Here is a 23,634-nt window from a genome sequence, read left to right on the forward strand (position 1 = left end):
TTAGCATTACTGCATTCAGTTTATCGGTGCTGGAACAGCATCAGTAGGTAGAGGCATTTCGAAGCCGAACCATTTGCGCTGAAGTTTGGCTAACTCACCGCTTGCGTTCAGCTTTGCAATACCGTCACTAAAGAATTTAACAAGAGAGGCGCTGTCAGCATCTTTACGACCGGCCCACGCATAGTATGTCGGCGGTCCGAAGGGAGGCTGTACAATTTCAAATACATCTCCACGCTCCTTGATTAAAGGCGCGAGATTGGGTAGGGATTGAACGACTGCATCGACACGACGGGAGGCCAAAGCCGCATAAGCCTCATTATAGTCCATAAATGCCTTGATTTCTTTCACGCCCGAGTTCTTCGTCGGCTGTAGTACAGTCCGCTCATACTCCTTGAGCACGTCGATTTGTGGTGCCCCGGCTTGACTTCCTACTACCATGCCAATCAAATCTTCGGCACTATTGATCCGGGCGTCTCCTTTACGCTTCAATACTGCCACACTAGCAGTGGAGAAAGGCAAGGTAAAAGCAAAACTTTCTGCGCGCGCCTTAGTTATAGTAAGTGACGTGGCTACGAAGTCGAATCTTTTGCTGGATAATCCAGGAAGTATGCCCTGAAATGGAACATCTAATTGTTTAAGTTTAACCCCGGGCAAATCAAGCATAATCGCGTCGAGTAAGTCTTTCCCGTACCCGACAATTTTACCGTCCTCGATCATCTCAAAAGGCGCATAACGTGCTTCGGTTGCGACGACAATCTCGCCACGCCCCTTGATGTCAGAAAGTAAATCAGCCTTAGCCTCAACAGCTGCAAAGGACACTAAAGTGCCAACTAACAATGGGGTCAGCAGCGAGTACAGTGGTCTCATGACGCGATCCTTTCGATGAGTTACGAGTAGAAGTGGGCGAACCGGTTGGCGTTCACACAGCATGTCCACAACCGAAATCATGAACAAACGGCTATTTTTAACGTCGACTCATTAGGTTTACTAATGTCGGCATGACTCATGCTTGTACCGGTAAAATCCCAACAGCTGGAGCCTCGTCATGTCTCGTGCCCTACCTTCTCTTGAGGGATTGCGCTACTTCGATGCTGCTGCACGGCACTTGAGCTTCACTCGCGCATCAAAAGACCTGTTCCTTACACAAAGCGCTGTAAGCCAGAAGATTCAAGCGCTTGAGCAGGAACTGGGCTATGAGCTTTTTTATCGCCTGCCTCGGGGTTTGAGGCTTACGCAACGCGGTGAACGCTTGCACGTCGGAGTCGACCAAGCGTTGAGGCTTTTAGGAATGACTTTGCACCAAATTGGAGATGAAGAGCTAAGTGGCACGCTAAAAGTGCGCGTTATGCCCTCCTTCGCTAGCAAGTGGTTGCTGCCGCGGATGCCATCCTTCAATCAAGCCTACCCTGGCATACAGTTGGAGGTAGAAGCGGATCTGAGTACCCCTAATTTCAATAGCGACGGCGTCGACTTGGCAATCAGCTGCGCTTGGACTGACAATGCCAAACTCTCTCAGCTACACCTATTCGATGACCTCGTTTATCCAGTAGCCAGCGCGGATTTGTTGGCACGAGTAGAAATCAAAGATTATGGTGATTTGTGCCAGACAATCTTGTTACATGACTCTATGCCTCACGCTGCCTACAGCACCAACTGGGACGCTTTTTTCTCCCGGCACAGCCGCTACGATATCAATACCCGTGGAGGCTGCTCATTTTCACGGGCAGACCTTGTGTTGCAGGCGGCTTGTGATGGTCAGGGGGTCGCGTTAATGCGGCATTCGCTGTGTGCAAAAGAGATAGCAAACGGTACCTTGGTCAGGCCGTTCCCTGAGGTAATGCAAGATGGCCAAGTATGGCTAGTGCACCCCAGCATTCATGAAGACCGCCCTCGGGTTCAGGCGCTAAAGAAGTGGATCAAGAGCGAGGTGGAGCAGCATCTGTCGCAGCGGCGCTTGAACCTGGGCAGCTAGATATCTGTCTCAGCCATAAGCTCTGCTAATAGTACGGAATTAAAAATCGTCATTTGTTCCTATTGGGCGTGAAGGAGATGCTACGCGCTGCCTTCACTAGACAGGAACCTCGGCATGAGCATGCCTAATAACATTACACTTCAAAATGGACCTAAAACACGGTCTACTTTCAGTGTGAAGGAAATGTCCCGACGCCTTCAGCTGTTACGTCAGCATATGACCAGCACCAGTTTGGACGCCATTGTATTGAGTTCAATACACAACATAAACTATTTTGGCGACTTCCTCTTCTGCGAGTTTGGGCGTAGCTACGCATTAGTAGTAACGCACGATAGCTCCATTCTTATCACAACCAATATTGATGGAGGCCAAGGTTATCGCCGCAGCTGGGGAGATAATCTTGTCTATACAGACTGGGAGCGTGATAACTATTTCGTTGCTCTACGTAAAGCAATCCCATTAAAATCTCGCCGTATAGGCGTAGAGTTCGATCATCTATCCCTCGATAAATTTCGCAAGATCGAAGCCGCTCTTGATAATGCGGAACTGGTTGACATCGCGCCTGGCACCAACCGTATTCGTATGTTCAAGTCAATCGAAGAAATCCAGCTGATTCGTATTGGTGCAGCGGTAGCGGACGTAGGAGGTGCGGCTTGTTTAGACGCGATATCTGAAGGTGTGCCTGAGTACGAGGTAGCCATTGCGGGGACGTCTGCAATGACTAGGGAAATTGCTAGGCGTATGCCTTACTGCGAGTTACGCGACACGTGGACGTGGTTTCAATCCGGTCTGAACACCGATGGTGCACATAATCCCGTTACCAGTCGTCGAGTTAAATCCGGGGATATACTTTCAGTTAACTGTTTTCCGATGATCGCAGGCTATTTTTCTTCATTAGAACGAACGGCTTTTTTGGGTGAGCCAAATGCCCAGCAGCGTCGCATATGGGAAATCAACTGCAAAGTACACCAACGCGGGCAGGAGATAATCAGACCAGGGGTTCGTTGCTGCGATATTGCGGCAGAGCTAAATGAAATCTATCTACAAGCGGATCTGCTCAAATATCGCACATTTGGTTACGGTCACTCAAATGGAGTCCTTTGCCACTATTACGGACGGGAGGCTGGGCTCGAATTGCGCGAAGATATCGAGACGGTGCTAGAACCGGGCATGGTGGTATCGATGACACCAATGGTAATGCTACCGGAAGGTACGCCAGGTGCTGGGGGATATCGAGAGGGCAGCGTGCTCATTGTAAATGACAGGGGTGCGGAAAATATTACGAAATTAGGCTCTGGGCCTGAGCACAATATAATCAATCTTCCCTAGCAATTAACGTCCAGAGCGGTTCAATTGATCAAGAAGTTCCAAACATCGTAACCGTCCGGCCAGCACCCTCTCCTGACAGCCCTCCAAATTGGCCAAGATAGTGGACACCATTTTTTAGTGGACACTATCTTGGATACAGTTGCCCCAGCCCGTCGAGCCGGTCGCCGCCCCAACTTTCCGCTGGACTTTAAACGCCAAGTCGTCGAGGCCACCTTCCAGCCTGGCGCCTCCGTGTCATTGATCGCTCGCGAACATGACGTCAATGCCAATCTGGTCTTTCGCTGGCGGCAGCAATACCAAGAAGGGCTATTCGGCCCGGTCAGCCAGAGTGCTTCGTTTTTGCCAGTCCAGGTGATCGAGGCGCCAATGGATCTGCCGCCAGTCTTCCAGCCACAGGCAGAGTGTCATTCCGAGATCGCAGTTGAGGTAGGAAAAGCCAAGTTGCGTATCACCGGAGCACCAGACCCGCAGACGCTGCAACTCGTCTTGCAGCAGTTAGTGCGATGATTGCCCCTCCCGCTGGAACCCGTATCTGGATCGCCGCTGGCGTCACGGACATGCGTCGTGGCTTCGACGGTTTGGCGGCCATGGTGCAGACTCAACTGGAAGCCGATCCCTTCTCCGGTCAGATCTTCGCCTTTCGCGGACGGCGTGGTGACCGGATCAAACTGTTGTGGTGGGATGGCGACGGCTTGTGCCTGTTTTGCAAACGGTTGGAGCAAGGACGCTTTGTCTGGCCGCAAGCAACCAGCGGCAGCGTGTCGCTGACGACCGCGCAGTTGTCGATGCTGTTGGAGGGCATTGATTGGCGCCGGCCAATTCGTACAGCACCCGTCCTCGCGGTCTGACTTGCCGCGCTGAAAAAATCCCCAGTAATATTCGGGCATGACCCTCGTGACCGACTCCCTGCCGAATGATCTTCAAGCCTTGAAGGCGCTGATCGCTGCCCAGCACGCAGAGATTGAGCGCTTGAAGATGATGATCGCCAAGCTGCGTCGTACGCAGTTCGGTCGCAGCTCCGAGCAACTGGAAGCGATGATCGACCAGCTCCAGTTGAGCCTTGATGAGCTGCAAATCAGCCAAGCCGAAATGACACCTCCAGTCGAGCCGGCACCTCGCGCAGTTTCGCGCCGTAAACCATTGCCTGAACACCTACCTCGCGAAACCCACGTTCATCAGCCCGAGTCGCAATGCACTGGCTGCGGTGGGACGCTTCGCCATTTAGGTGAGGATGTGTCCGAAGTGCTGGAGTACGTTCCGGCACGTTTCAAAGTCATTCGCCATGTCCGTCCGAAGTGGGTTTGCCGCTGCTGCGAGCACTTCGCCCAGGTGCCGGCACCGAGTCGCCCGATCGCCCGAGGTCTTGCCGGCCCAGGGTTGTTGGCCCATGTGCTGGTCTCGAAGTTTGTCGATCATTTGCCGTTGTATCGGCAGTCCGAGATCTACGCCCGTGAGGGCGTGGAGCTGGAGCGCTCAACCCTGGCCGACTGGGTTGGCCAGAGCAGTCAGTTGCTGCGACCACTGATCAACGCCCTTGAGCACCACGTCATGAGCGGACACAAAGTCCATGCCGACGACACGCCGATTGGCGTGCTCGCGCCGGGCAACGGCAAGACCAAATCGGCGCGCCTGTGGACGTACGTGCGGGACGACCGACCTACGGGGGACGCGACACCGGCGGCGGTCTGGTTTGCCTACTCGCCGGATCGCAAGGGGCAACATCCCCGCGCGCATCTCAAGCGCTTCAGCGGGATCTTGCAGGCGGACGGCTATGCCGGTTTTGCTCAACTATATGCCACGGGCACCATTGAGGAAGCGGCGTGTTGGGCTCACGCCCGGCGCAAGTTTTACGAGGTCTACAAAGACCTGGCTTCACCACTTGCCGCCGAGGCGCTGCAACGGATTGCGGCCCTGTATGCCATCGAAAGCGAGATTCGAGGGCAACCGCCCAACCTGCGAAAAGTGGTTCGGCAAAGCCGAGCCAGTCCGCTGCTGGAACAACTCCACGCGTGGCTCAACCAGACGCTGACTCAACTGTCGAAAAAATCGGCATTGGGCGGTGCGATTCTCTATGCCCTCAATCGGTGGCAGGCCTTGGTGCGCTATTGCGATGACGGGCGAATTGAGATCGACAACAACGCTGCCGAACGCGCGCTACGTGCTGTCGCGCTAGGCAGAAAAAATTATCTGTTCGTCGGTTCCAACGCCGGCGGCGAACGAGCGGCTGCGATTTACAGCCTGGTGGGTTCAGCCAAACTCAACGACCTGAACCCGCAAGCCTATTTGACACACGTGCTGGAGCGCATCGCCGACCACCCGATCAATCGGGTCGACGAACTGCTGCCCTGGAACGTTTCTCTCGCCTCCACGGAACTCTGCGAGGCCGCCTGATCCATGGTCAAAACTGTTCGCTTGCCAAAACCCGAACCTGATTTGTTGCTACTGCACATTGAATTGAAGTGGATCGAACCTGCCATCTGGCGCCGTGTGGCGGTGCCCGAGAACATCACCTTAGGCAAATTGCACGCGGTGATCCAGATCGCAATGGGCTGGCACGATGACCATCTGCATGAGTTTGAAATAGCTGGTGAGAGTTACGGTATTCCCGACTCCGATGGATGGGGGCCTCCCGTGAACTCGGAGACCCGCAAGACTCTGATCAAAGCGTTGAACGGGAAAAGGACATTCCGCTAGGTCTATGACTTTGGCGATGGCTGGGATCACCGGATCAAAGTCGGAAAGAGAAATCCGATGCCCACTCCGTAGGACATTGAGTCGAAATCCAATCACGATGTTCTCATTGGAAGGGTCTGCAACAGATGTCGATTAAGCTCCTGGCCCACGCCGAACGCCTCTTGGACGCTTACGATAGTCAATCCTTGATGCTTGGAGGCCCAATCTTCTGCCGCTGGGATAGATGCGAAGAAATGCACATGGCAACAGAAGGACTGACGAACGTCGGCCGCCTCCTGCGGCAATACCAGTGACACTGCCACGTCGGCAGGTTCAACAGCCTGTATCTCGCTGGGTGAAACCGTAAGCGAAACGGGTGCTCCAGTTGCAGCGCAATGCGACGAGACGCGAGCTGTACGGCCGATTAACGCCGGGAGCATCAGGGTGTCCAGCGCGCACCAGGCATACAGCCGGCGGTTGTCAATTTCCAAGACATGCGACGTCTCGCGCAAGGTGAGGACATAGCCGATGATGTTCCCATCGTTGTCGTATTCGGTACTGGTGGCTTGTTCGAGCACAGCCGCCACTTGCTCAGCGGGCCAGCCAAGAGTCCTGGCAAGCGTAGTTCGCGAAATCGGGCGTCCCTTGGCAAGTTCACCCAGTAGCGCGACCAAGAACTCCGCAAAACCTTTGGGCCGGTTGGTCGGGGTGAGACGTTCGGCGATCTCGGTAATGTAGCGGGCAAATTTCATGGTGCTCTCCATTCATCCAGCGCAGCAGGACAATTGCTTTACGTCCTTGGTGAAAGTCTGCGCCGCGAGCTTCAGGCCCTCGACCATGGTTAGGTAGGGGAACAACTGGTCGGCCAGCTCCTGCACGGTCATGCGGTTGCGAATAGCCAGCACCGCCGTCTGAATCAGCTCGCCCGCTTCCGGGGCCACCGCCTGCACGCCGAGCAACCGACCAGAACCCGCTTCGGCGACCAGCTTGATGAACCCTCGCGTGTCGAAGTTGGCCAGCGCACGCGGCACGTTGTCCAGGCTCAGCGTGCGACTGTCGGTTTCGAGGCCTGCGCGCTGTGCTTCCGCTTCGCTGTAACCGACGGTGGCCACCTGCGGATCGGTGAACACCACCGCCGGCATGGCATCGAGATTAAGCGTAGCTTCGCCGCCGGTCATGTTGATCGCCGCACGGGTGCCAGCCGCCGCCGCGACGTAGACGAACTGCGGCTGGTTGGTGCAGTCGCCGGCTGCATAGATATCCACTGCGCTACTGCGCATGCCCTGATCGATCTGAATGGCGCCGCGTTCATCCAACAGTACACCCGCCGCTTCCAGGTTCAGGCTTTGGGTGTTGGGCGTGCGGCCGGTGGCGACGAACAGTTGGTCGGCGCGCAGTTCACCGTGGTTGGTGGTCAGTACGAATTCGCCGTTGGCGTGGGTCACCTGACTGGCTTGTGTCTGCTCAAGCACGTCGATGCCCTCCATGCGGAAGGCTGCGGTCAGCGCCTCGCCGATGGCCGGATCTTCGCGGAAGAACAGCGAGTTGCGCGCCAGGATGGTGACGCGGCTACCCAGCCGGGCAAAGGCTTGCGCCAGCTCCAAGGCCACCACGGATGAGCCGATCACGGCGAGCCGTTGCGGAATACTGGCGCTGGCCAGTGCCTCCTCCGAGGTCCAATAGGGGGTGTCTTGCAGCCCGCGAATCGGCGGCACGGCCGCACCGGCGCCGGTAGCGATCAGGCAGCGGTCGAACGCGACTTCGCGCCCGCCCCCCTCGACCAGTTCGACGCTGAGCGTGTGGCCGTCCTGGAAGCGAGCGGTGCCACGCAGCACGGTGATGGCTGGTGTGCTCTCCAGAATGCCTTCGTACTTGGCGTGACGCAGTTCGTCGACAAGGCCTTGCTGTTGCGCGAGCAGCCGCTCGCGCAGGACGGTCGGCGGCGTGGCGGGCATTCCGTCATCGAACGGACTCTCGCGGCGCAAATGAGCCACATGCGCGGCGCGAATCATGATTTTCGACGGCACGCAGCCGACGTTGACGCAAGTGCCGCCGATGGTGCCGCGCTCGATCAGAGTGACGCGGGCGCCGGCTTCCACCGCCTTCAAGGCGGCCGCCATTGCCGCACCGCCGCTGCCTATGACTGCAATGTGTAGCGCGTCGCCGTTTTTGCCGACCTCGGTGTCGCTGCGCAACCAGCCCAGCGCCTTATCGAGCTGGCCGGGGCGCGGTTGTAGCGAGGCGACTTCGAACGACGCTTGATACCCAAGGGCCTCGACGGCGGCTTGCATTTGTTCACGGCTGACAGCCGCGTCGGCCGTCATTTCGGCCTTCCCACCGGCGTAGGAGACGTCCGCCCGGTGCACGCCGGAGATTCCCTCCAGAGCATCTCTGACGCGGTCGGCACAGGAGGCGCAGGTCATACCGTGGATTCGCAGTGTGGTCATAGCGTTTACTTCCTCAAATGGGTCTCTTTGCGGCATTACTGTTTTGGCTGTGGTGGGCAGGCACCCGGGGCGCAACGGGGGTGGGCGGGCGACACGAGATCCCAGATCGAGCCCCCAAGCATGAGGGCCAGACCGATATAGAGCAGCCAACCGCTCCGCCAGCCATAAGCCCGCATCAAAAACACCGCAGCCAAGACCAGGACAGGGCCTATCAGGCCGAGTGCAGTTCGCTGCCACTGCCGATGTTTGAGCCAGCCAAGGGAATTGACGAGCAGCGCCAGGGCCGCAAACAAGGGCAGTAGCGTGGTGATGAACAGGCCTTCCCACTGGCTCAAAAAGCCCAGACCGATTGCAGCGCCTAAGCTAGCCAGAGCAGGAAAACACGCGGCGCAGCCTAGGGCTGAAACCAGCACACCGACGGAACTGGCTTTGTCACCGATCCGCGTGAACAGATTGAGAGGATTTCTCATTGGTATTTCCTCCTATTGCTTGATGGTAGATGGATAGCCGGCATCCTCGGTCGCCTTGGTCAGGGCCTCGGAGTTGGTCTTGGCATCGTCGAAGGTCACGATGGCTTCGCGTTTCTCGAAACTCACCTCGGTCTTGGTCACGCCCTCGACCTGGGTCAGCGCTTTCTTGACCGTGATCGGACAGGCGGCGCAGGTCATGCCCGGTACCGACAGGGTGACGGTTTGGATGGCGGCCCACACCGGGGAAACCACGGCAATGAGCGCGAGAGCGGCAAACAGCTTTTTCATGGGAGACTCCTGCCTGATCAGTAAAACAACGGGAGGATGTAGGGGAAACCGAGCGCGACCAGCACGAGTGCCATCACGAGCCAGAAAATGAACTTGTAGGTAGTTCGTACCTGCGGAATTGCGCAGGTCTCACCGGGTTTGCAGGCTTGAGCCGGGCGGAAAATGCGCCGGTAAGCGAAGAACAGCGCCAACAATGCCGCGCCGATGAAAAACGGGCGGTAGGGCTCCAGAACGGTGAGATTACCGATCCAGGCGCCGCTGAAGCCCAGGGCAATTAGCACCAGCGGGCCCAGGCAGCAGGTGGACGCAAGGATCGCCGCCAGACCTCCAGCGAGGAGTGCACCACGGCCCTTTTGTGATTCAGACATGGGTTCAACCTTTCGAATGTTTGATCGATGGGTTAAGGTTATTTCCGTAGTCAGGTACGGAGTCAAGCGGTATGAAAAACACTGCGGAAAGCCTGACCATTGGCGTCTTTGCCAAGGCAGCCGGGGTTAACGTGGAAACCATTCGGTTCTATCAACGCAAAGGGCTGTTGCCCGAACCGGACAAGCCCTACGGCAGCATTCGTCGCTACGGCGAGGCGGATATTGCACGGGTGAAATTCGTGAAGTCCGCACAACGGCTGGGCTTCAGCCTCGATGAAGTGGCCGGACTGTTGCGGCTCGATGACGGTACGCACTGCAATGATGCGCGTGTGCACGCCGAGCAGAAGCTCGAAGACGTGCGGGGGAAACTTGCGGATCTGCGGCGGATCGAGTTGGTCCTGGCGCAGTTGGTTGATGACTGTTGCGCGAGCCACGGGACGGTTAGCTGCCCGCTGATCGATTCGCTGCATGGAATAGATAGCCACGAAAACTTCGCGCCTTAGCCTACGATTTCCCGTTTCATTGCCCCCCTGTTTGTCGGCTTGAACAGGAAAAGAGCGGCGCTCAATGAGCCCCGTTGACTGGCCAAACCTACGGTCTGCTTTTAGCCACGCTCTTACCCTACAGAGCCGAGAGTCCTGATCACTTCGAATGCAAATGATTGGTCAGTTGCAACGCAAATGGGTGGTCAAGTGGGGTGCAATTTCGCAGTTTTTGAGTGTGAGCGCGTCAATCAGCGGTTAAAGGGGATTAAGGTCTGAGATGCAAGGCGGTGTAGTTCGGACGCTTACCAAACATCAAGAATCTGCATCATTGATTAATGATATCTGCACCTCTGGGTCATGTGGAGGATACCTAATCAGAACCCGAATTTTTGGTTAAGAGACCGAGATTGTGGCTCTGGATTGCGTAAAAACATCGATTGCTACTCGGGTATTGCTTTCTGGTAGCACTCGAAATTAAATGACCTCACCGATTTGGTCGATGGAGGAAACAGCTAGCATGAATCGCTAGTTTGAATATTGATAGTCGGTGAGAGGCCTATCCATTAGGAATGGAGGTCCGTCACGCTATGGCTATTAATGTTTTTAATTCGCATAGCAAAAGCTTCTATCGCCCTATAGATGCCGCATTGCGCTGGTGCAATCTCACTCGCTACGAAGCCCAAATTATGCAGGCGGATTGGTCTCGTCCTGAGAACCTTGCAACCCTCTTTCCCCAATGGCCCAATCTTCACATCGCTGTCGAAAGGATTTTAGACGCCATACGCAATGGAGAACTGCCGTACGGCTGCCTCGGCGTTTCTGTTCCTTTGGGAAGCTACGTAGAGCCCTATCAGCTGACCATACGCCATTCAGACTTACGCCGCTGGATGGAAATTCATTATCCCGACCATAAGCCCAGCTTTTTATTCGAGTCCGGTGAGGATACATCTGCAAAGGTCAGTCTCGGAACGTTTCTTTCAGTGAAAGCAGATCGAGACGAGTTATCGAGAGCGTTGAAAGCGCAACAGCAACACATTCAAGAAATCTTGGGAGAACTCCAGTCGATTGGACTTGAAAGAGATGATCTCAAAGCCTTGGCCAAAACGAATGGTCAACTCAGCGAGCGTAGTGAACTGACCTATCACAATATGATCGGGGCATTGGTCAGCCTTCTTTTGGACCATTCGCCCGCCGGAAAACCTCTTTCGGTATTCACGAATCAAGCAGCCATCGTCGACGCCATTGTCGCCCGTCACAAAGATGTGCCCGGCCTCAGCAAGCGGACGCTGGATGAAAAGTTTGCCGTGGCCAATCGTAGCCTCAAGAAAAACAACTGATCCAGTCAATTGCGTTGCAATGGGCTTGATTGCAGTGCAATGACTCAGCCGCGCTAGTGCGATTCAATCCAAGTCACTTCCCACCACGCGCCAACAGGCGCCAGGAGTGACTAGCATGTCCAACCCATCGGTACCCGCACTCGAAGCACCTCAACCCCAACGCCACATCATGCGACGTGACGAGGTTGAACTAAAAACCGGCTTCAAACGTGCGCATATTTACAACCTGATGAAGGAAGGCAAGTTCCCGCGGGCGAAGCGTATCGGGCTGCGCGCAGTCGGCTGGGACTCTCTGGAAATCGAACACTGGATTGCAGAACGCCTTTCACAACAGGAGTGAGGGTGATGCACGTGGTCTCGGTGGTTTCCACCAAGGGTGGTGTAGGCAAAACTACAGTAGCGGCGAACCTCGGCGGCCTGTTGGCCGATGCTGGTCTCCGTGTTCTGCTCTTGGATCTGGATAGCCAACCCACCCTCTCCAGTTATTATTCATTGAGCCAGAAAGCGCAGGCAGGTGCGTACGAGCTCATTGCACTCAATCTAACAATACCTGAACGAATAATTTCTAGGACTGCAGTCGTCGGTCTCGACCTGATTTTCTCTAATGACGATCAAGGTCGACTGAGCACTTTGTTGCTACATGCCCCTGACGGACGACTACGCCTACACAATTTGCTCAACGATTTGCATCTCAATTATGACCTGCTTTTGATTGATACTCAGGGAGCCCGCGGTGTGCTGTTGGAAATGGCCATCTTGGCCTCCGATCTCGCCCTCTCTCCCATCACGCCGGAAATGCTCGCTGCCCGCGAAATGCGTCGGGGCACCTTAAAACTACTGAGTGAGCTCGAACCGTTTCGTCATCTAGGCATCGACCCGCCGCCGTTGCGGCTCTTACTGAACCAAGTGAACGTCAATCGAGTGGACACCCGGATGATCATCCGAAGCCTGCGCGAGAATTTCGCAGAGGCTACCAATATCTCGGTTCTAGACACCGTAATCCCGGACCGGGTGGCGTACCTCAATGCCGCCTCCCTCGGCTTACCGGCCCACCGAATAGATGCTCGCCCGTCGAGTAAACGCCGACGCTCGCAGTCTGCGCTAGAAGTAATGCAAGCGCTGGCAATCGAATTATTCCCGGAATGGCGCGAAGCGGTCTCATCGGTAATGAGGTGTGCGGAGTCTCGATAAACCAAATCGCCCAATTAGCTTTTTCACCGAATTATTTTTGTTTGATCGACCTTGAAGCCATCAGGGCTTGGTAAGGAGTTTTCTAATGTTGGATCAGTTTCCTATCGTTGTTCAGCCTTCCATTCGACCACACGACGCGGCTTGCGGGGAGTGCTGCACTTTAGTTTTTCGTTTGCAAGGGGGGCGCTCGGCCATGTTGTGGTTCCTCGCAGAACTCTCCCAACATTTCGAAGGTTCAGGGACTGCCGAAATCGTGAAATTCGAGGTCGGTGACCATTTGCGTAGCCGGCGTTAACCGAGGCGGTTCAGATGAAGAAGCTCAGTCAGGAGGAAATTACCGACAAGCTGCACCAGGACCACTTCACTCAAGGTCCTGGACTGGAGCGACTGTCCGATCCCGTCATCGACACTCCCATGCTGGTCACTCTGGAACAGTTACGTCCCTACGAACACAACCCACGCTTCATTCGTAACCCGCTTTATGACGATATCAAGGCGTCGATCCGTGAACGCGGGCTGGATCAACCGCCACCGATAACCCGCCGCCCGGGTGAAACCTCTTTCATCATCCGCAACGGCGGTAATACGCGCTTAGCCATTCTCGGCGAACTGTGGCAGGAAACTCGCGACGAGCGTTTCTTTCGGATCCACTGCCTGTTCCGACCTTGGGGCAATGAAATCACCGCCCTACTCGGCCATTTGGCGGAAAGCGACCTGCACGGTCAACTCACGTTCATCGAACGGGCGCTGGCAGTAGCCAAACTCAAAACCATGCTTGAGTCCGATGGCGCAGATCTATCACAACGGGAGCTGGCTCGACGTCTTGCCGCTGGAGGCTATCCGATTTCGCAGTCGCATATCAGCCGTATGCTGGACACCCTCGAACACTTATTGCCCGCCATTCCACAAACTCTGTATGCCGGATTGGGTAAGCCTCAGATAGAGCGCCTGATCGGTCTACGTAGTCAGGCTGAGCGAACCTGGAATCGTTATCCAACCGCTGCCGTTTCATTTGCAGAGTTCTGGCTAGAAACCATGGGCTACTTCGATGGCGATCCTGAATCTTTTGATCTTGAGCAGATCCAGGACGAATTGCTCGAACGCATGAGCCACCTGCTTGGACAGTCCTACCGTATGCTGGCCCTGGAGCTGAGCGATACCCAACGGGTCGTCGCCACGCCTGGGGCTGTCACCACCACGCCTCCAGAAAACAGCCATCGGCCAAGCGTGCATGAAACTGCGGCAGAGTCGCCCTCCTCCGACGCTAATCCCGAATCAACTGATGCCCAGAGCAAGATAGAACCAATTTCAGAAGAACGGCTCACAGCCCCCGAAAAAAATACTTCACCTGCGGTCAGTCATCTATCACGCGTTCAACAGATTCGTGAGCAAATCGATCGCGAGATCTCCACCGAGCCGACGTCTCCAGTCGAAACCTGCCCAATCGACGACCTTTGGATCATCACACCACAGCTGGATACACCTGAACAACTGCGTTTAGCCATTGCTGGACTGGCTCGAGAAATGGCGGCCTATGCCGGAGATGCCGAGAGCATCATTGATCAAAAGCGTGGCTTGGGCTTCGCCCTGAACATTGAGCGACTCGATCTTTCAGCGCCTCGCTCGACGGGCGTTCACCTAATGCTCCTGGCCCTGTTACGGGCTCAAGACGAGGTGAACTGGGAGGATCGCAAGCAAATCCCCTCCGCACTGTTCGGGCAGTTGTTGCTGGGGGTCTATCAACTCCCTCTACCAGATAGACCAGTCACGGACGTGGGCCTGGAGCGACTGCCTGACAGTATGCTAATCAAACTGTTTCGCCTGATCCGCTTGGCCCGGCGCCTAATCGACTTAACACTCATCTTTGAAGACAAAAACTCACCGGAGGAGCTGAGATGAATTTGTCCTTCAATATGCTCAATCAAGCCATGCTAACCCAGGTACTGCACGAACTACGCCTGGGCAACCTGCAACGCTGCAAGGCACTTGGACTGAGTGAGGATGACATCTTCATGCTGCAATCCTTACCACCGACCACGTTATCGCGCCTGGCCCATGCCACTGTCCCTTGGCTTGAGGTCAAGATTGACTCGCCGGTGCTGCATCGTTTGATCGAACAAGCTGAACGTGATGAACAGAACGAACGGTTGATCAACCGAGCGCTCAAACTCGGCGCCAGCAGCACCATTATGTACCAGTGTTTTGGCTTGGCGCATTCGGAAACAGCCATGCGTCGGCGTCTACTCAAGATAGAAACTCGTAAAGGCCGCCCCCAACATTTAAGCGAAGCGCAGGAGCATGCGTTGTGGCAACGTTGGTGCCAAATACGAACAGAGGACGGCACCGAGGATAAACTCGACGCTATGATGATGCTTGCCGAAGAACAGCAGATCAGCTTGACCATCGTTTGGCAGCAAATCGACCAGTACAGCAACAAAACATGAATGCTGTTCCTGCCAGTCGCTGGCAACGTGTCCTGCAGCAATGCACACAGCAGCTGCATGAGCGCTGGCCAGCCCGCCCTGCCACTGAACAGCCCTCCAATCAGGCTCTACAGGCTGGCTTTCTGTTCAGTGGCCAATCACACGAAGTCGTGCCGCGTCGCCTGCTGTTGGATAGTCGGCTGACGCCACTGGAACGTAATGCCTGGCAAGTGTTTCGACTCATGCTGCAAGGCCAGGGCGTGGTCACGCCGCGCTATGAGGATCTGCAGCCTTACTTATCGAGTGTGCCCTACGGCGCCTTAGCCTCCCGTGAAACCATTGCTCGGGTGTTGACGATGCTCAGGTTGACGCGCTGGCTCAGTTTGGTGAGTCGCGGACGCGATCAGCTCAGCGGACGTCTCCAAGGTTCTCTGTATGTCCTGCACGATGAGCCGTTAACCCCCGCCGAAGCCTTGGAACTGGATCAGGATTACCTGGCGCTGGTCGGACATGCCCTCGGTCATGCCACCAAGGCGGTGCGTATTGTCGCCCAGCACGTTGTGGAGGAAGTCCGCCAAGACACGAATATCGATCAGGATCGGTTACCGACGCGGCTCGACAGTTGGGGCGAACTTTGGGCGCAGCAAGGATTGGATCCGGCAACCGATGCCACTCTGCACGATTCCGAACGGAGGGAAGATGCCCTCGTTCGGAATCGTGCAGGCCCTCGTTCGGATTCCGAACCGAGTCTGAACGCCAGTGTTTCCCGCACCGTTCGGAATCCGAACGCCGCCTGTACTGTATTAAAAGAAAGTATTTGTACAGTACCGCGCGCGACCCCAGCGGTGGTTAACCTGCACTGGCCTGCTGCGCTGCACCTGAGCCCAAACGAGCGTCAGGCCATCGCCGTGGCGCTGAACAAGCTCAAGCCCGCGGATCGGCAGGCGGTGCTCAACGAAGCGGGAGCACGCTGTACGGCCGGCGGTATCCGCAAGCCAGCGGCGTATCTGATGGGTCTGATCCAGCGTGCGCTGAAAGGTGACTTTCGTCCTTGGGCAGGTCAGGCCGAACCGTCACCCATTGCAGAACCGCCCCCACCCGCCCCCTCGCGGCCATCTCGACAACAGGGCGAACCCGCGTCTGCCCTTGCCCAAGCGTGCCTGAATGAGCTGCGCCAACTGCGTGGCAAACGCGGTGGACGTCAGTAGATTTGATGCCAGTGGCATCAAATCCAGGGAGTTCCACTCTACGAACACATCGGACCATACCATGAAATTTTTAGGAAAAAGCCGGGGCATCTCCTCCCATGAACGTAGACGTCAATGGATTTGATGCCACTGGCATCAAATCCACTGACGTCTCCATAGTTAACCCTCTTAAACCAAACCGAACAGACCGCATTCAGCTTTTTGGCTGTCCTTCACCTTCATCTGTCGCAACGTTCCTGTCCAAGCGAATGCGAGGACACCACCGTGGCCGATCACTATCAACTCAATCTGGGTTCATTGCGCAGCAGCATCACCCTGACCCTGCACACCCACCATGCCGCCCGTATCTGGCAAGGTCGAGCCGCACGCGAAGGCGTCCACTCGATCATGGGTATGGCCGGCTACATCAGTGTCACCAACCTGATCAAACAAACCGCGGCCCAGGACGATCCCTATGCCGATTGGGCCATCGTGCAACTCGAAGAAAAACTGATGCAGGCCAAGGCTGGGATGCGGGAACTGACCCAACAGCTGGATCGGATCAGACAGGACCTGCCGACACAGATCGACATGGGGGACAACCTCAACATCCACCCCGTCACCTTGCCGTTGTACATCGGCAGCCAGCTGGGTTTTCTCGCGGTCTACCTGCTGACCGACTACGACACCCTGGTGCGTCGTACCCTGTTGGCCCATCACACCGCCCTGATCGGCCGTATCGACATGGAAGCCTGGATCGACGACGGCGCCCATCTGCTGCGTAGCCTGTTCAGTCAGGCACAGCGCTATCGGCATGCCGGCGTCACGCGTGATGACATGGCGGCGAACAACGCCCGGGCCATTGCGGCCATTGAGAAACTGGGTTTGCCCCCGATGGACATTCTTGAGGGTCATCGCCGCTCCCAGTTTGCACCGCCAATCACTCGCCGTGGTGCGGTGGCAGTGGATGATGCCGACGCGTTGGCAGAGGACGCGGGAGAGCCCTCTGCGACAGTGGATGAGCCGGAGGACGAAGCATGAATCCGATGATCCCGGCTCAACCAATGCCCTTCGAAGCGTTAACACCGGATGCCTATCGACAGCTCGAACACGCAGCCTCCCTAAAAGGCCTTTTAAAACCTTTTAAGGGTAAGGGGGAGTTGGAGCACCTGGCGCAGGTGGCGAGGGAAATCGAGGCGCAGTTATGTCACCTGATGGAGGCTGTGGTGCAGCAAGCCGGACAGCCCCCTTACTCGCTGCTGGACATTCGTTTAGTGCTGCAGAACACCAGCGCAGGCAGCACCTTTTTGCGTTGGCGCACCCGTGACTTCGCCCGTATGGGGGTTGCGGTCTGGGAACGCCAGATCTGCAACAACGCCCTGCCGCAGGCCGTACGCGAGAGATTGCACCGCTTCGAATGCGATCGCATTGCACTGAACCTGCAGATGAGCGTGGTGCATTCGCTCTACCGCCAGGCCACGACCTGCGCGATCAACATGGCCAGTGCCGAACGGCTGCTGCGCCAGTTCACACCCGCAGTGGAGGTATCACGATGAGTACTTTTTTCGTTGGCGAAGGCAATATCGGCAGTGCGCCAGAATTCCAGGAGTTCGCCTCTGGCAATGACGAGCCGCGGCGTTTGCTACGGCTGAATGTGTACTTTGACAACCCCATCCCACGCGAGGGCAGCTATGAAGATCGGGGCGGCTATTGGGCGCCGGTTGAGCTCTGGCACCGTGAGGCTGAACACTGGAGCACCCTGTACCAGAAAGGCATGCGCGTACTGGTCGAAGGTCGTACGGTGCGCGATGAGTGGGAGGACAGCGAAGACAATGCGCGGGTGACCTTCAAGATCGAGGCCCGTCGAGTCGGCATCCTGCCTCACCGGGTGCACAGCGTGGTCATGCGGGAACGCTCCAGTGAACCGACGACCGCTCAAAATACTGAGCAGGCCAGCTCGCCGACCTCGAAACCCAGGAAACACAGAGGGCAATCACCTAAGGCCTGAACGACTTCAGGCATAAAAATTGCGCCTTTGCGCGAAGTTCCTGGCCTGTCATTGCTCGCGGCTCATGAAGCCCCCCACCCAGTTACAAACGCTCCAATAAGGTAGCAGCTTCAGCCCATTCAAAGCCGCCCTCACCGACTAATATGAGGAACCTGCCATTCGGGTTTCTCATATCTCGCACCTGCTACTTCGAACAACGCTGCTCCGAACTCAATCCGGAGTAGTTATATGCGCCTCTTCCTCTGCGAAAAACCTTCCCAGGGTCGTGACATCGCCAAGGTTCTCGGAGCCACTCGGCGTGGTGATGGTTGCCTAATCGGCCCCGAGACAACTGTCACCTGGTGTATCGGCCACCTACTGGAGACGGCCCCGCCTGAAACCTACGGCATTCAGTACAAAAACTGGTCGTTGGATCATCTACCTATCATTCCCGTGCAGTGGCAGGTCGAGGTCAAACCCAAGACTGCCGCGCAGTTCAAAATCATCAAACGCCTGCTCAGCGAAACCACCACCGTTGTCATCGCAACCGACGCCGACCGAGAAGGTGAGATGATTGCCCGCGAGTTGCTGGAGCTCTGCAAGTATCCAGGCTCCGTTCAGCGCCTCTGGTTGTCCGCCCTCAACGAGGCGTCGATTCGCAAAGCCCTCTCCTCGCTGAAGTCTGGTCAGGAGACCTTCCCGCTCTATCACTCGGCCCTCGCCCGCAGCCGTGCCGACTGGCTGATCGGCATGAACCTCAGTCGTTTGTTTACCCTTCTTGGTCGGCGGGCAGGCTACGACGGCGTTTTGTCAGTGGGGCGCGTCCAGACACCCACCTTACGTCTGGTGGTCGATCGGGATCGTGCGATTGCCGGCTTCGTCCCGGTACCTTACTGGAACATTGAGGTACACCTATCGTCGATGGGCCAGCGATTCATCGCGGCGTGGTTACCGCCATGCTCAGGACGGGACGAGTCGGGGCGTTGCCTACAACAAGTGCTTGCCCATCACGCGGTCCAAACAATCACCGACGAGAAGTCCGCCACGGTAATCTCGTTACATACTGAGCACTTCCGAGAACCGCCGCCCCTGCCCTTCGACCTAAGCACGTTGCAGGAAGTCTGCTCGCGTAAGCTGGGGCTCGGCGTCCAGGAAACCCTGAACATCGCCCAAGCCCTGTATGAAACCCACAAAGCCACCACCTACCCGCGCAGCGATTGCCGCTATTTGCCAGAGAATATGTTCAACGAGGCTCCCGCGGTACTAGACGCCCTGCTCAAAACGGATCCTGCACTCAGACCTGCATTCGAGGACCTCGATCAATCATTGCGCTCCCGCGCATGGAACAATGCCAAGGTCACTGCGCACCACGGCATCATCCCCACCATCGAACCGGCAAACCTGGTGCGGATGTCCGAACAAGAACGCCATGTCTACGAACTGATCCGTAGCCACTACCTAGTGCAGTTTCTTCCGCATCATGAGTTTGATCGGACCCAGGTCGAACTGGCGTGTGGCGAAGAACGATTGACCGCTGTGGGCAAACTGATCTTGGTCCAGGGCTGGAAAAGCTTACTCTCCGAAAACACCGAGGAGGATGAGCCCAGTCACAAATCCCAAGTCTTACCCATCTTGCAAAAGGGAGCGCAGTGCGCAGTGGACAATGCCGAACTCAAATCCATGCAAACGGCCGCTCCTAAACCTCTCACCGAGGGTGATCTGATCAAGGCGATGAAAAACGTCGCCAAGCTTGTCAACGACCCACGCCTGAAACAGAAACTTCGGGACACCACCGGTATCGGAACCGAAGCCACACGAGCCGGCATTATCAAAGGGTTAATTGATCGCGGTTATTTGCTGAAGAAAAAACGCGCCTTGATGGCCACCGCCGCGGCCCATACCCTGATCGAGGCGGTACCAGCAGCAGTCGCAGATCCGGGTATGACCGCAATCTGGGAACAGGCGTTGGACGAAATCGAAGCGGGACGCCTGACCCTAGATGCGTTCGTTGCCAAGCAGGCGAACTGGATTGCGCAGTTGATCGCACACTGCCGCTCGCTCACGTTGGCAATAGCGCTCGAAACGAACCCAGGCTGTCCCATGTGCAACGCCTCAATGCTCAAACGAAAGGGCAAATCAGGACCGTTCTGGTCATGCTCCCGATATCCGGATTGCAAAGGCACTGTGTCAATCAGTAAAGATACGCGTCGCTCATAATGTTCCATGGGGCGATAACCATGAAAATGGTGCGTTCTCCGCCTTGACCTAGTCCCATCCTCTCTGCTGTAGTGGCTCAGGGTAATCGCCAACGGCAACCCAAGGCCGATTAGCTCCGGGCAGTTCGGTCAAACTCTTCGAGTTCGGAGTCTCCTCTTCTGCGGGATCTCGTTCCCGTTTTGTGCTCGACCTGATTGTGGTGGCGGATGACCACTGTTGCCTCTACCCGGCAATAGCGGTCATCCGCTTCGGCGATCGTATTCAGTCCCGGAGCCCACCGGGGAAACAAGGGGCACCCTTTGTGCGCGGATGCGTGCCAGCATGTTCCGACCCAGGCCACGACAAGGATCGGTTGACGAATCATTGCGCAGTTCAACCAAGTTTTGCGAGGAGCTTGTCGACTGCGTAAGACCGTCAAAGGTGGCTTTTCTGTTCCTTGCCTGACACTCCGTCAGGCCCACTCTTCATTTTGTTCATGCCAGTGAATACCACTCTAATCCAGGCGTAAAAAATCGGGTTGCAGCGTCTTGACGCTCCCCTTTGACAGGCTTATACAAAGGGCGTGGTTCGCTGTCGTTGACAGCCCAGCCCAGGTGGCCAGAACCTTCAAGGCTACGCCACGTTCGTGGTGGTTTACCCAAGTGCGATTAGCGTTCGGAAGCTCGCGCGGTTGCCGCTTCAGCGGTGATGAATGCCGACTAGTCCATGCCTGTGGATTACCACCGCAAACGCTCCTCTACTGCACAGCTATTCCTTCAGAAGCATCATTCTGATGGTCATCGGTTTGCCGGTGACGAGTCGTTCATCGCTCGACTTCATCTTACCCACCCTGACGGGGGCTCACTTTCCCGTCAGGGGCTGTGCGTCGCCGTTTTCCCTTGAAACAGGAGAACCACCATGGCCTACGCCAACCAATCCCAAGAAGCGACCTCTTACTTCAACCTGCACACCGTCGGTATCGGCTACCTCAACCGTGTTCGTGAAGTACAGGTCCGCCGCGGTCAGCCATTCATGGCCTGCGATATCGCAGCCTTGCATGGTGCCACTGATGCAGTGGAGTACACCCGCTTTGATTGCAAAGTCGCTGGTGGCGAAGCTGACCGTTTGATTCGTCTCTATATGGACGCCGTCAAGGCCGAGAAAAAGGTCTTGCTGTCGTTCCGTATTGGTGACCTGTGGATCGACCCATTTCTCTATGAGAAAGGCGATAAACAAGGCCAACCTGGCGCCAGCCTGAAAGGTCGTTTGCTGTTCATCGACTGGATCAAGGTCAATGGCAAGTTCGAATACAAAGCGCCCGCCAGGCAGGAAGCAACAGCACCTGCTGAGCAAGCGCCAAACCGTGAGCCGTCCCCAACTTCGGCTGATGCCGAAGTTGAGGATACCGACAACCCTACAGACTCCAGGATTGAACCGGAATCTCCAACCACTCCCCGCACGGCCCGCCGTGTCGCCACACGTGCTGTTCAGTCCGTCTGAACAATCCATGATGTTTTACATCAAGGCGCTCAATCGAGCGCCTTTTCTTCAACCAGCACAGGAGAACCAATATGGAATCCTTCTGGCTTTGCGACGACTGCCTGTTCGGTGCGGCTTACGAGGACTACAGCACGTTATCGCTGTATTACTCGCCAGATGAGACCGAACAACGTATCGCCGCGATACACCGGGGGCTGGTTCGCTTATTGCCCATCAGTGCCGACTTCGATCCCGAAACCGGCTGGGGAATAAGATCCTTTTCTCCATTGCCTTGCGACGGTTGTGGTTCACCTCTGCACGGTCAACGCCACCGATACACTCGGCTGTAAACCCTACATCACCTGCAAACGCCTGCAACTCCACACCCACCCTGGGGAAACCACTCCCCTCGGGCGTGTACCCCTGATTATTCCCTTCGGAGGTAGCGCCATGAACACCCCACTCACACTGATTGAGACCTCGGATTTCGAGGCTGATCGCATTATCCAAGAAAACCAGCTGATCGACGAAGCGCTGCATATTCTGGATCGTCGACTGTTCAACCGCGGTCCTAAACTGACGTCACCTGAAACCGTGACCTCTTACCTAAAACTGCAGCTTACACAACAAGAACATGAAGTCTTTGGTGTGATTTTTTTTGACGCCCAGCACCGGGTGCTGGCGTTTGAAATCCTCTTTCACGGCAGCATTGATAGCGCCAGCGTTTACCCCCGCCAAGTCGTTAAGCGTTCCCTCGCGCATAACGCTGCAGCCGTCATTTTTGTTCACAACCACCCCTCAGGGTGTACAGAGCCCAGCCAGGCGGACCGTGTTTTGACCGTACGGCTGAAAGAGGCCTTGGCCTTGATCGACGTGTGCGTACTGGATCACTTTATCGTGGGTGAAGGTCGCCCGCTCTCCCTTGCCGAATACGGATGGCTTTAAACCTCACAGGCGCCTACGGGCGCCTCGTTTATTTTCATTCTGGAGCACGCTCATGAACCCCACACACCAAGCCCCCACCCTGCTGATCGCCTCAAATCCATTTACTCGGGGCTACGACAAACTTTATATCGAACGGTTGTTACTGATCTTCTACGAGGATGGCTGTCCTCCCTGCTTTCGGCCTATGCACGACTCCCAGGAGCATCTGTCCGACGATACGTTGCAACTGGTCCCCTGCATCTTCAATGATGATTTCGCCTTGATCAGCGAAGGCCAATCCATTCTGAATGAATTGGATGGTTGCTGCCCGTCCAACGGACTGGTGCACCAGGTGGTCTATGCCGTAATAGGCTAAGTGTTCAACGAGCAGTGCCACGTCGCGGACTTTGACTCCTTGGAAGAAGCCAAGTCCGTGGTCCATCGTTTGAGTTTCGAGACTGGACGCTACAGCCGAGCTTGGGAGATCAGTACCGCACACCTCACTGAAGAAGCATTGCGCTACTTGGAACGCGGGGCGGACTATTTCGACTCTAGCCCAACCGGGCTGCTGTTCGAACCCTTTGTCCTGAAGGACTGCAATGGCAGTCGGGTGTAAGCTGATCGGCACGCCCTGGACAGACGATAACCTGATAAAAATCGAGGGCTGTTCTTACTCATCGCTGAGGCAAGAGCAACTCGATGCTAGTACGCCGGCAGCCTTGGTCAACGTACTGTATATGGCGGCATTGGCGGATGTGCGATTGTTGATCTTCGACCCCGACGCTGATGTCTTGGATGGACTAGCTATCTATGATGCAGAGCAAAGTATTTAGCGTTAACACGACCTGCCATAAATCGGATTTCTCACTGAATCGATC

The 23,634-nt window shown here is 56.0% G+C and carries 25 protein-coding genes and 3 pseudogenes; 22 read left to right on the forward strand and 6 right to left on the reverse strand.

From position 1 onward, the window contains the following. Positions 1–15: 15 nt before the first annotated feature. Entirely contained in the window at positions 16–867 is an 852-nt protein-coding gene (locus V6607_RS22815; RefSeq protein ID WP_042558381.1) for a transporter substrate-binding domain-containing protein, read from the reverse strand. 178 nt (positions 868–1,045) lie between these two features. On the opposite strand from V6607_RS22815, the gene V6607_RS22820 reads away from it, so the two are divergent. From V6607_RS22820 to V6607_RS22845, 6 genes and pseudogenes are all read left to right on the forward strand, one after another. Next, on the forward strand, positions 1,046–1,972 hold the full coding sequence (locus V6607_RS22820) for a LysR substrate-binding domain-containing protein (protein WP_042558380.1): 927 nt from the start codon (positions 1,046–1,048) through the stop codon (positions 1,970–1,972). A gap of 114 nt (positions 1,973–2,086) precedes the next feature. Continuing rightward, complete coding sequence (locus V6607_RS22825; RefSeq protein ID WP_338740782.1) at positions 2,087–3,301, forward strand: aminopeptidase P family protein; 1,215 nt, start codon at positions 2,087–2,089, stop codon at positions 3,299–3,301. 117 nt (positions 3,302–3,418) lie between these two features. Beyond that, a pseudogene (locus V6607_RS22830) lies at positions 3,419–3,607 on the forward strand (transposase); the annotation flags it as partial. A 197-nt stretch (positions 3,608–3,804) separates the two neighbouring features. Continuing rightward, positions 3,805–4,149 carry an IS66 family insertion sequence element accessory protein TnpB gene (gene tnpB / locus V6607_RS22835; protein ID WP_003425037.1) on the forward strand — a complete coding sequence of 115 codons (345 nt, stop codon included), beginning with the start codon at positions 3,805–3,807 and terminating at the stop codon, positions 4,147–4,149. A gap of 37 nt (positions 4,150–4,186) precedes the next feature. Beyond that, positions 4,187–5,692, forward strand: a complete 1,506-nt coding sequence (locus tag V6607_RS22840; protein WP_003425038.1) for an IS66 family transposase — start codon at positions 4,187–4,189, stop codon at positions 5,690–5,692. A gap of 3 nt (positions 5,693–5,695) precedes the next feature. Further along, positions 5,696–5,992 (forward strand): annotated as a pseudogene (locus V6607_RS22845) (plasmid pRiA4b ORF-3 family protein); the annotation flags it as partial. Positions 5,993–6,087: 95 nt separating this feature from the next. Here the strand turns inward: V6607_RS22845 and merB are convergent. The 5 genes from merB to merT are packed head-to-tail and all read right to left on the reverse strand — an operon-like array spanning position 6,088 to position 9,547. Beyond that, positions 6,088–6,726, reverse strand: a complete 639-nt coding sequence (merB, locus tag V6607_RS22850) for an organomercurial lyase MerB (RefSeq protein ID WP_003425042.1) — start codon at positions 6,724–6,726, stop codon at positions 6,088–6,090. Positions 6,727–6,738: 12 nt separating this feature from the next. Next, positions 6,739–8,421, reverse strand: coding sequence for a mercury(II) reductase (merA, locus tag V6607_RS22855; RefSeq protein ID WP_003425044.1), 1,683 nt, complete (start codon positions 8,419–8,421; stop codon positions 6,739–6,741). Between the two features lie 35 nt (positions 8,422–8,456). Next, a complete protein-coding gene (gene merC, locus V6607_RS22860; protein WP_003425046.1) occupies positions 8,457–8,891 on the reverse strand; it encodes an organomercurial transporter MerC in 435 nt (144 codons plus the stop codon). 12 nt (positions 8,892–8,903) lie between these two features. Then, complete coding sequence (gene merP / locus V6607_RS22865) at positions 8,904–9,179, reverse strand: mercury resistance system periplasmic binding protein MerP (RefSeq protein ID WP_003425048.1); 276 nt, start codon at positions 9,177–9,179, stop codon at positions 8,904–8,906. Positions 9,180–9,196: 17 nt separating this feature from the next. After that, entirely contained in the window at positions 9,197–9,547 is a 351-nt protein-coding gene (gene merT / locus V6607_RS22870) for a mercuric ion transporter MerT (RefSeq protein WP_003425049.1), read from the reverse strand. 71 nt (positions 9,548–9,618) lie between these two features. On the opposite strand from merT, the gene merR reads away from it, so the two are divergent. The 16 genes and pseudogenes from merR to V6607_RS22950 all read left to right on the forward strand — a co-directional run bounded on the left by merR (position 9,619) and on the right by V6607_RS22950 (position 23,589). Beyond that, a complete protein-coding gene (gene merR / locus V6607_RS22875; protein ID WP_003425050.1) occupies positions 9,619–10,050 on the forward strand; it encodes an Hg(II)-responsive transcriptional regulator in 432 nt (143 codons plus the stop codon). A 569-nt stretch (positions 10,051–10,619) separates the two neighbouring features. Continuing rightward, entirely contained in the window at positions 10,620–11,369 is a 750-nt protein-coding gene (locus V6607_RS22880; protein ID WP_042558378.1) for a hypothetical protein, read from the forward strand. A gap of 115 nt (positions 11,370–11,484) precedes the next feature. Continuing rightward, on the forward strand, positions 11,485–11,709 hold the full coding sequence (locus V6607_RS22885) for an AlpA family transcriptional regulator (RefSeq protein ID WP_042558377.1): 225 nt from the start codon (positions 11,485–11,487) through the stop codon (positions 11,707–11,709). 5 nt (positions 11,710–11,714) lie between these two features. Further along, entirely contained in the window at positions 11,715–12,560 is an 846-nt protein-coding gene (locus V6607_RS22890; protein ID WP_042558376.1) for a ParA family protein, read from the forward strand. A gap of 85 nt (positions 12,561–12,645) precedes the next feature. Next, positions 12,646–12,855 (forward strand): hypothetical protein, encoded by a 210-nt coding sequence (locus V6607_RS22895; protein ID WP_042558375.1) that lies wholly within the window; start codon positions 12,646–12,648, stop codon positions 12,853–12,855. A gap of 14 nt (positions 12,856–12,869) precedes the next feature. Next, entirely contained in the window at positions 12,870–14,459 is a 1,590-nt protein-coding gene (locus V6607_RS22900) for a ParB family protein (RefSeq protein ID WP_042558374.1), read from the forward strand. After that, complete coding sequence (locus V6607_RS22905; RefSeq protein WP_010565142.1) at positions 14,456–15,004, forward strand: DUF2857 domain-containing protein; 549 nt, start codon at positions 14,456–14,458, stop codon at positions 15,002–15,004. Before V6607_RS22900 ends, V6607_RS22905 begins: the two co-directional genes overlap by 4 nt. Further along, a complete protein-coding gene (locus V6607_RS22910; RefSeq protein WP_131672194.1) occupies positions 15,001–16,191 on the forward strand; it encodes an STY4528 family pathogenicity island replication protein in 1,191 nt (396 codons plus the stop codon). Before V6607_RS22905 ends, V6607_RS22910 begins: the two co-directional genes overlap by 4 nt. 264 nt (positions 16,192–16,455) lie before the next feature. Further along, the gene (locus tag V6607_RS22915; RefSeq protein ID WP_042558373.1) at positions 16,456–17,211 is read left to right on the forward strand and encodes a TIGR03761 family integrating conjugative element protein; all 756 of its coding nucleotides are present in this window, start codon (positions 16,456–16,458) and stop codon (positions 17,209–17,211) included. Then, complete coding sequence (locus V6607_RS22920) at positions 17,208–17,726, forward strand: DUF3158 family protein (protein WP_042558372.1); 519 nt, start codon at positions 17,208–17,210, stop codon at positions 17,724–17,726. The genes V6607_RS22915 and V6607_RS22920 overlap by 4 nt, the downstream gene beginning before the upstream one ends. After that, complete coding sequence (locus V6607_RS22925) at positions 17,723–18,178, forward strand: single-stranded DNA-binding protein (protein WP_042558371.1); 456 nt, start codon at positions 17,723–17,725, stop codon at positions 18,176–18,178. Before V6607_RS22920 ends, V6607_RS22925 begins: the two co-directional genes overlap by 4 nt. A gap of 228 nt (positions 18,179–18,406) precedes the next feature. Next, positions 18,407–20,374 carry a DNA topoisomerase III gene (locus V6607_RS22930; protein ID WP_042558370.1) on the forward strand — a complete coding sequence of 656 codons (1,968 nt, stop codon included), beginning with the start codon at positions 18,407–18,409 and terminating at the stop codon, positions 20,372–20,374. Between the two features lie 897 nt (positions 20,375–21,271). Then, a complete protein-coding gene (locus tag V6607_RS22935) occupies positions 21,272–21,853 on the forward strand; it encodes an STY4534 family ICE replication protein (RefSeq protein ID WP_042558369.1) in 582 nt (193 codons plus the stop codon). Between the two features lie 71 nt (positions 21,854–21,924). Further along, entirely contained in the window at positions 21,925–22,182 is a 258-nt protein-coding gene (locus V6607_RS22940; protein WP_080896004.1) for a hypothetical protein, read from the forward strand. Positions 22,183–22,282: 100 nt separating this feature from the next. Then, the gene (radC, locus tag V6607_RS22945) at positions 22,283–22,777 is read left to right on the forward strand and encodes a DNA repair protein RadC (RefSeq protein ID WP_042558368.1); all 495 of its coding nucleotides are present in this window, start codon (positions 22,283–22,285) and stop codon (positions 22,775–22,777) included. A gap of 52 nt (positions 22,778–22,829) precedes the next feature. Beyond that, a pseudogene (locus V6607_RS22950) lies at positions 22,830–23,589 on the forward strand (ABC transporter substrate-binding protein). Positions 23,590–23,634: the final 45 nt, after the last annotated feature.

The organism is Pseudomonas sp. KK18, from assembly GCF_037094675.1.
In the GTDB taxonomy this organism is placed as follows: domain Bacteria; phylum Pseudomonadota; class Gammaproteobacteria; order Pseudomonadales; family Pseudomonadaceae; genus Aquipseudomonas.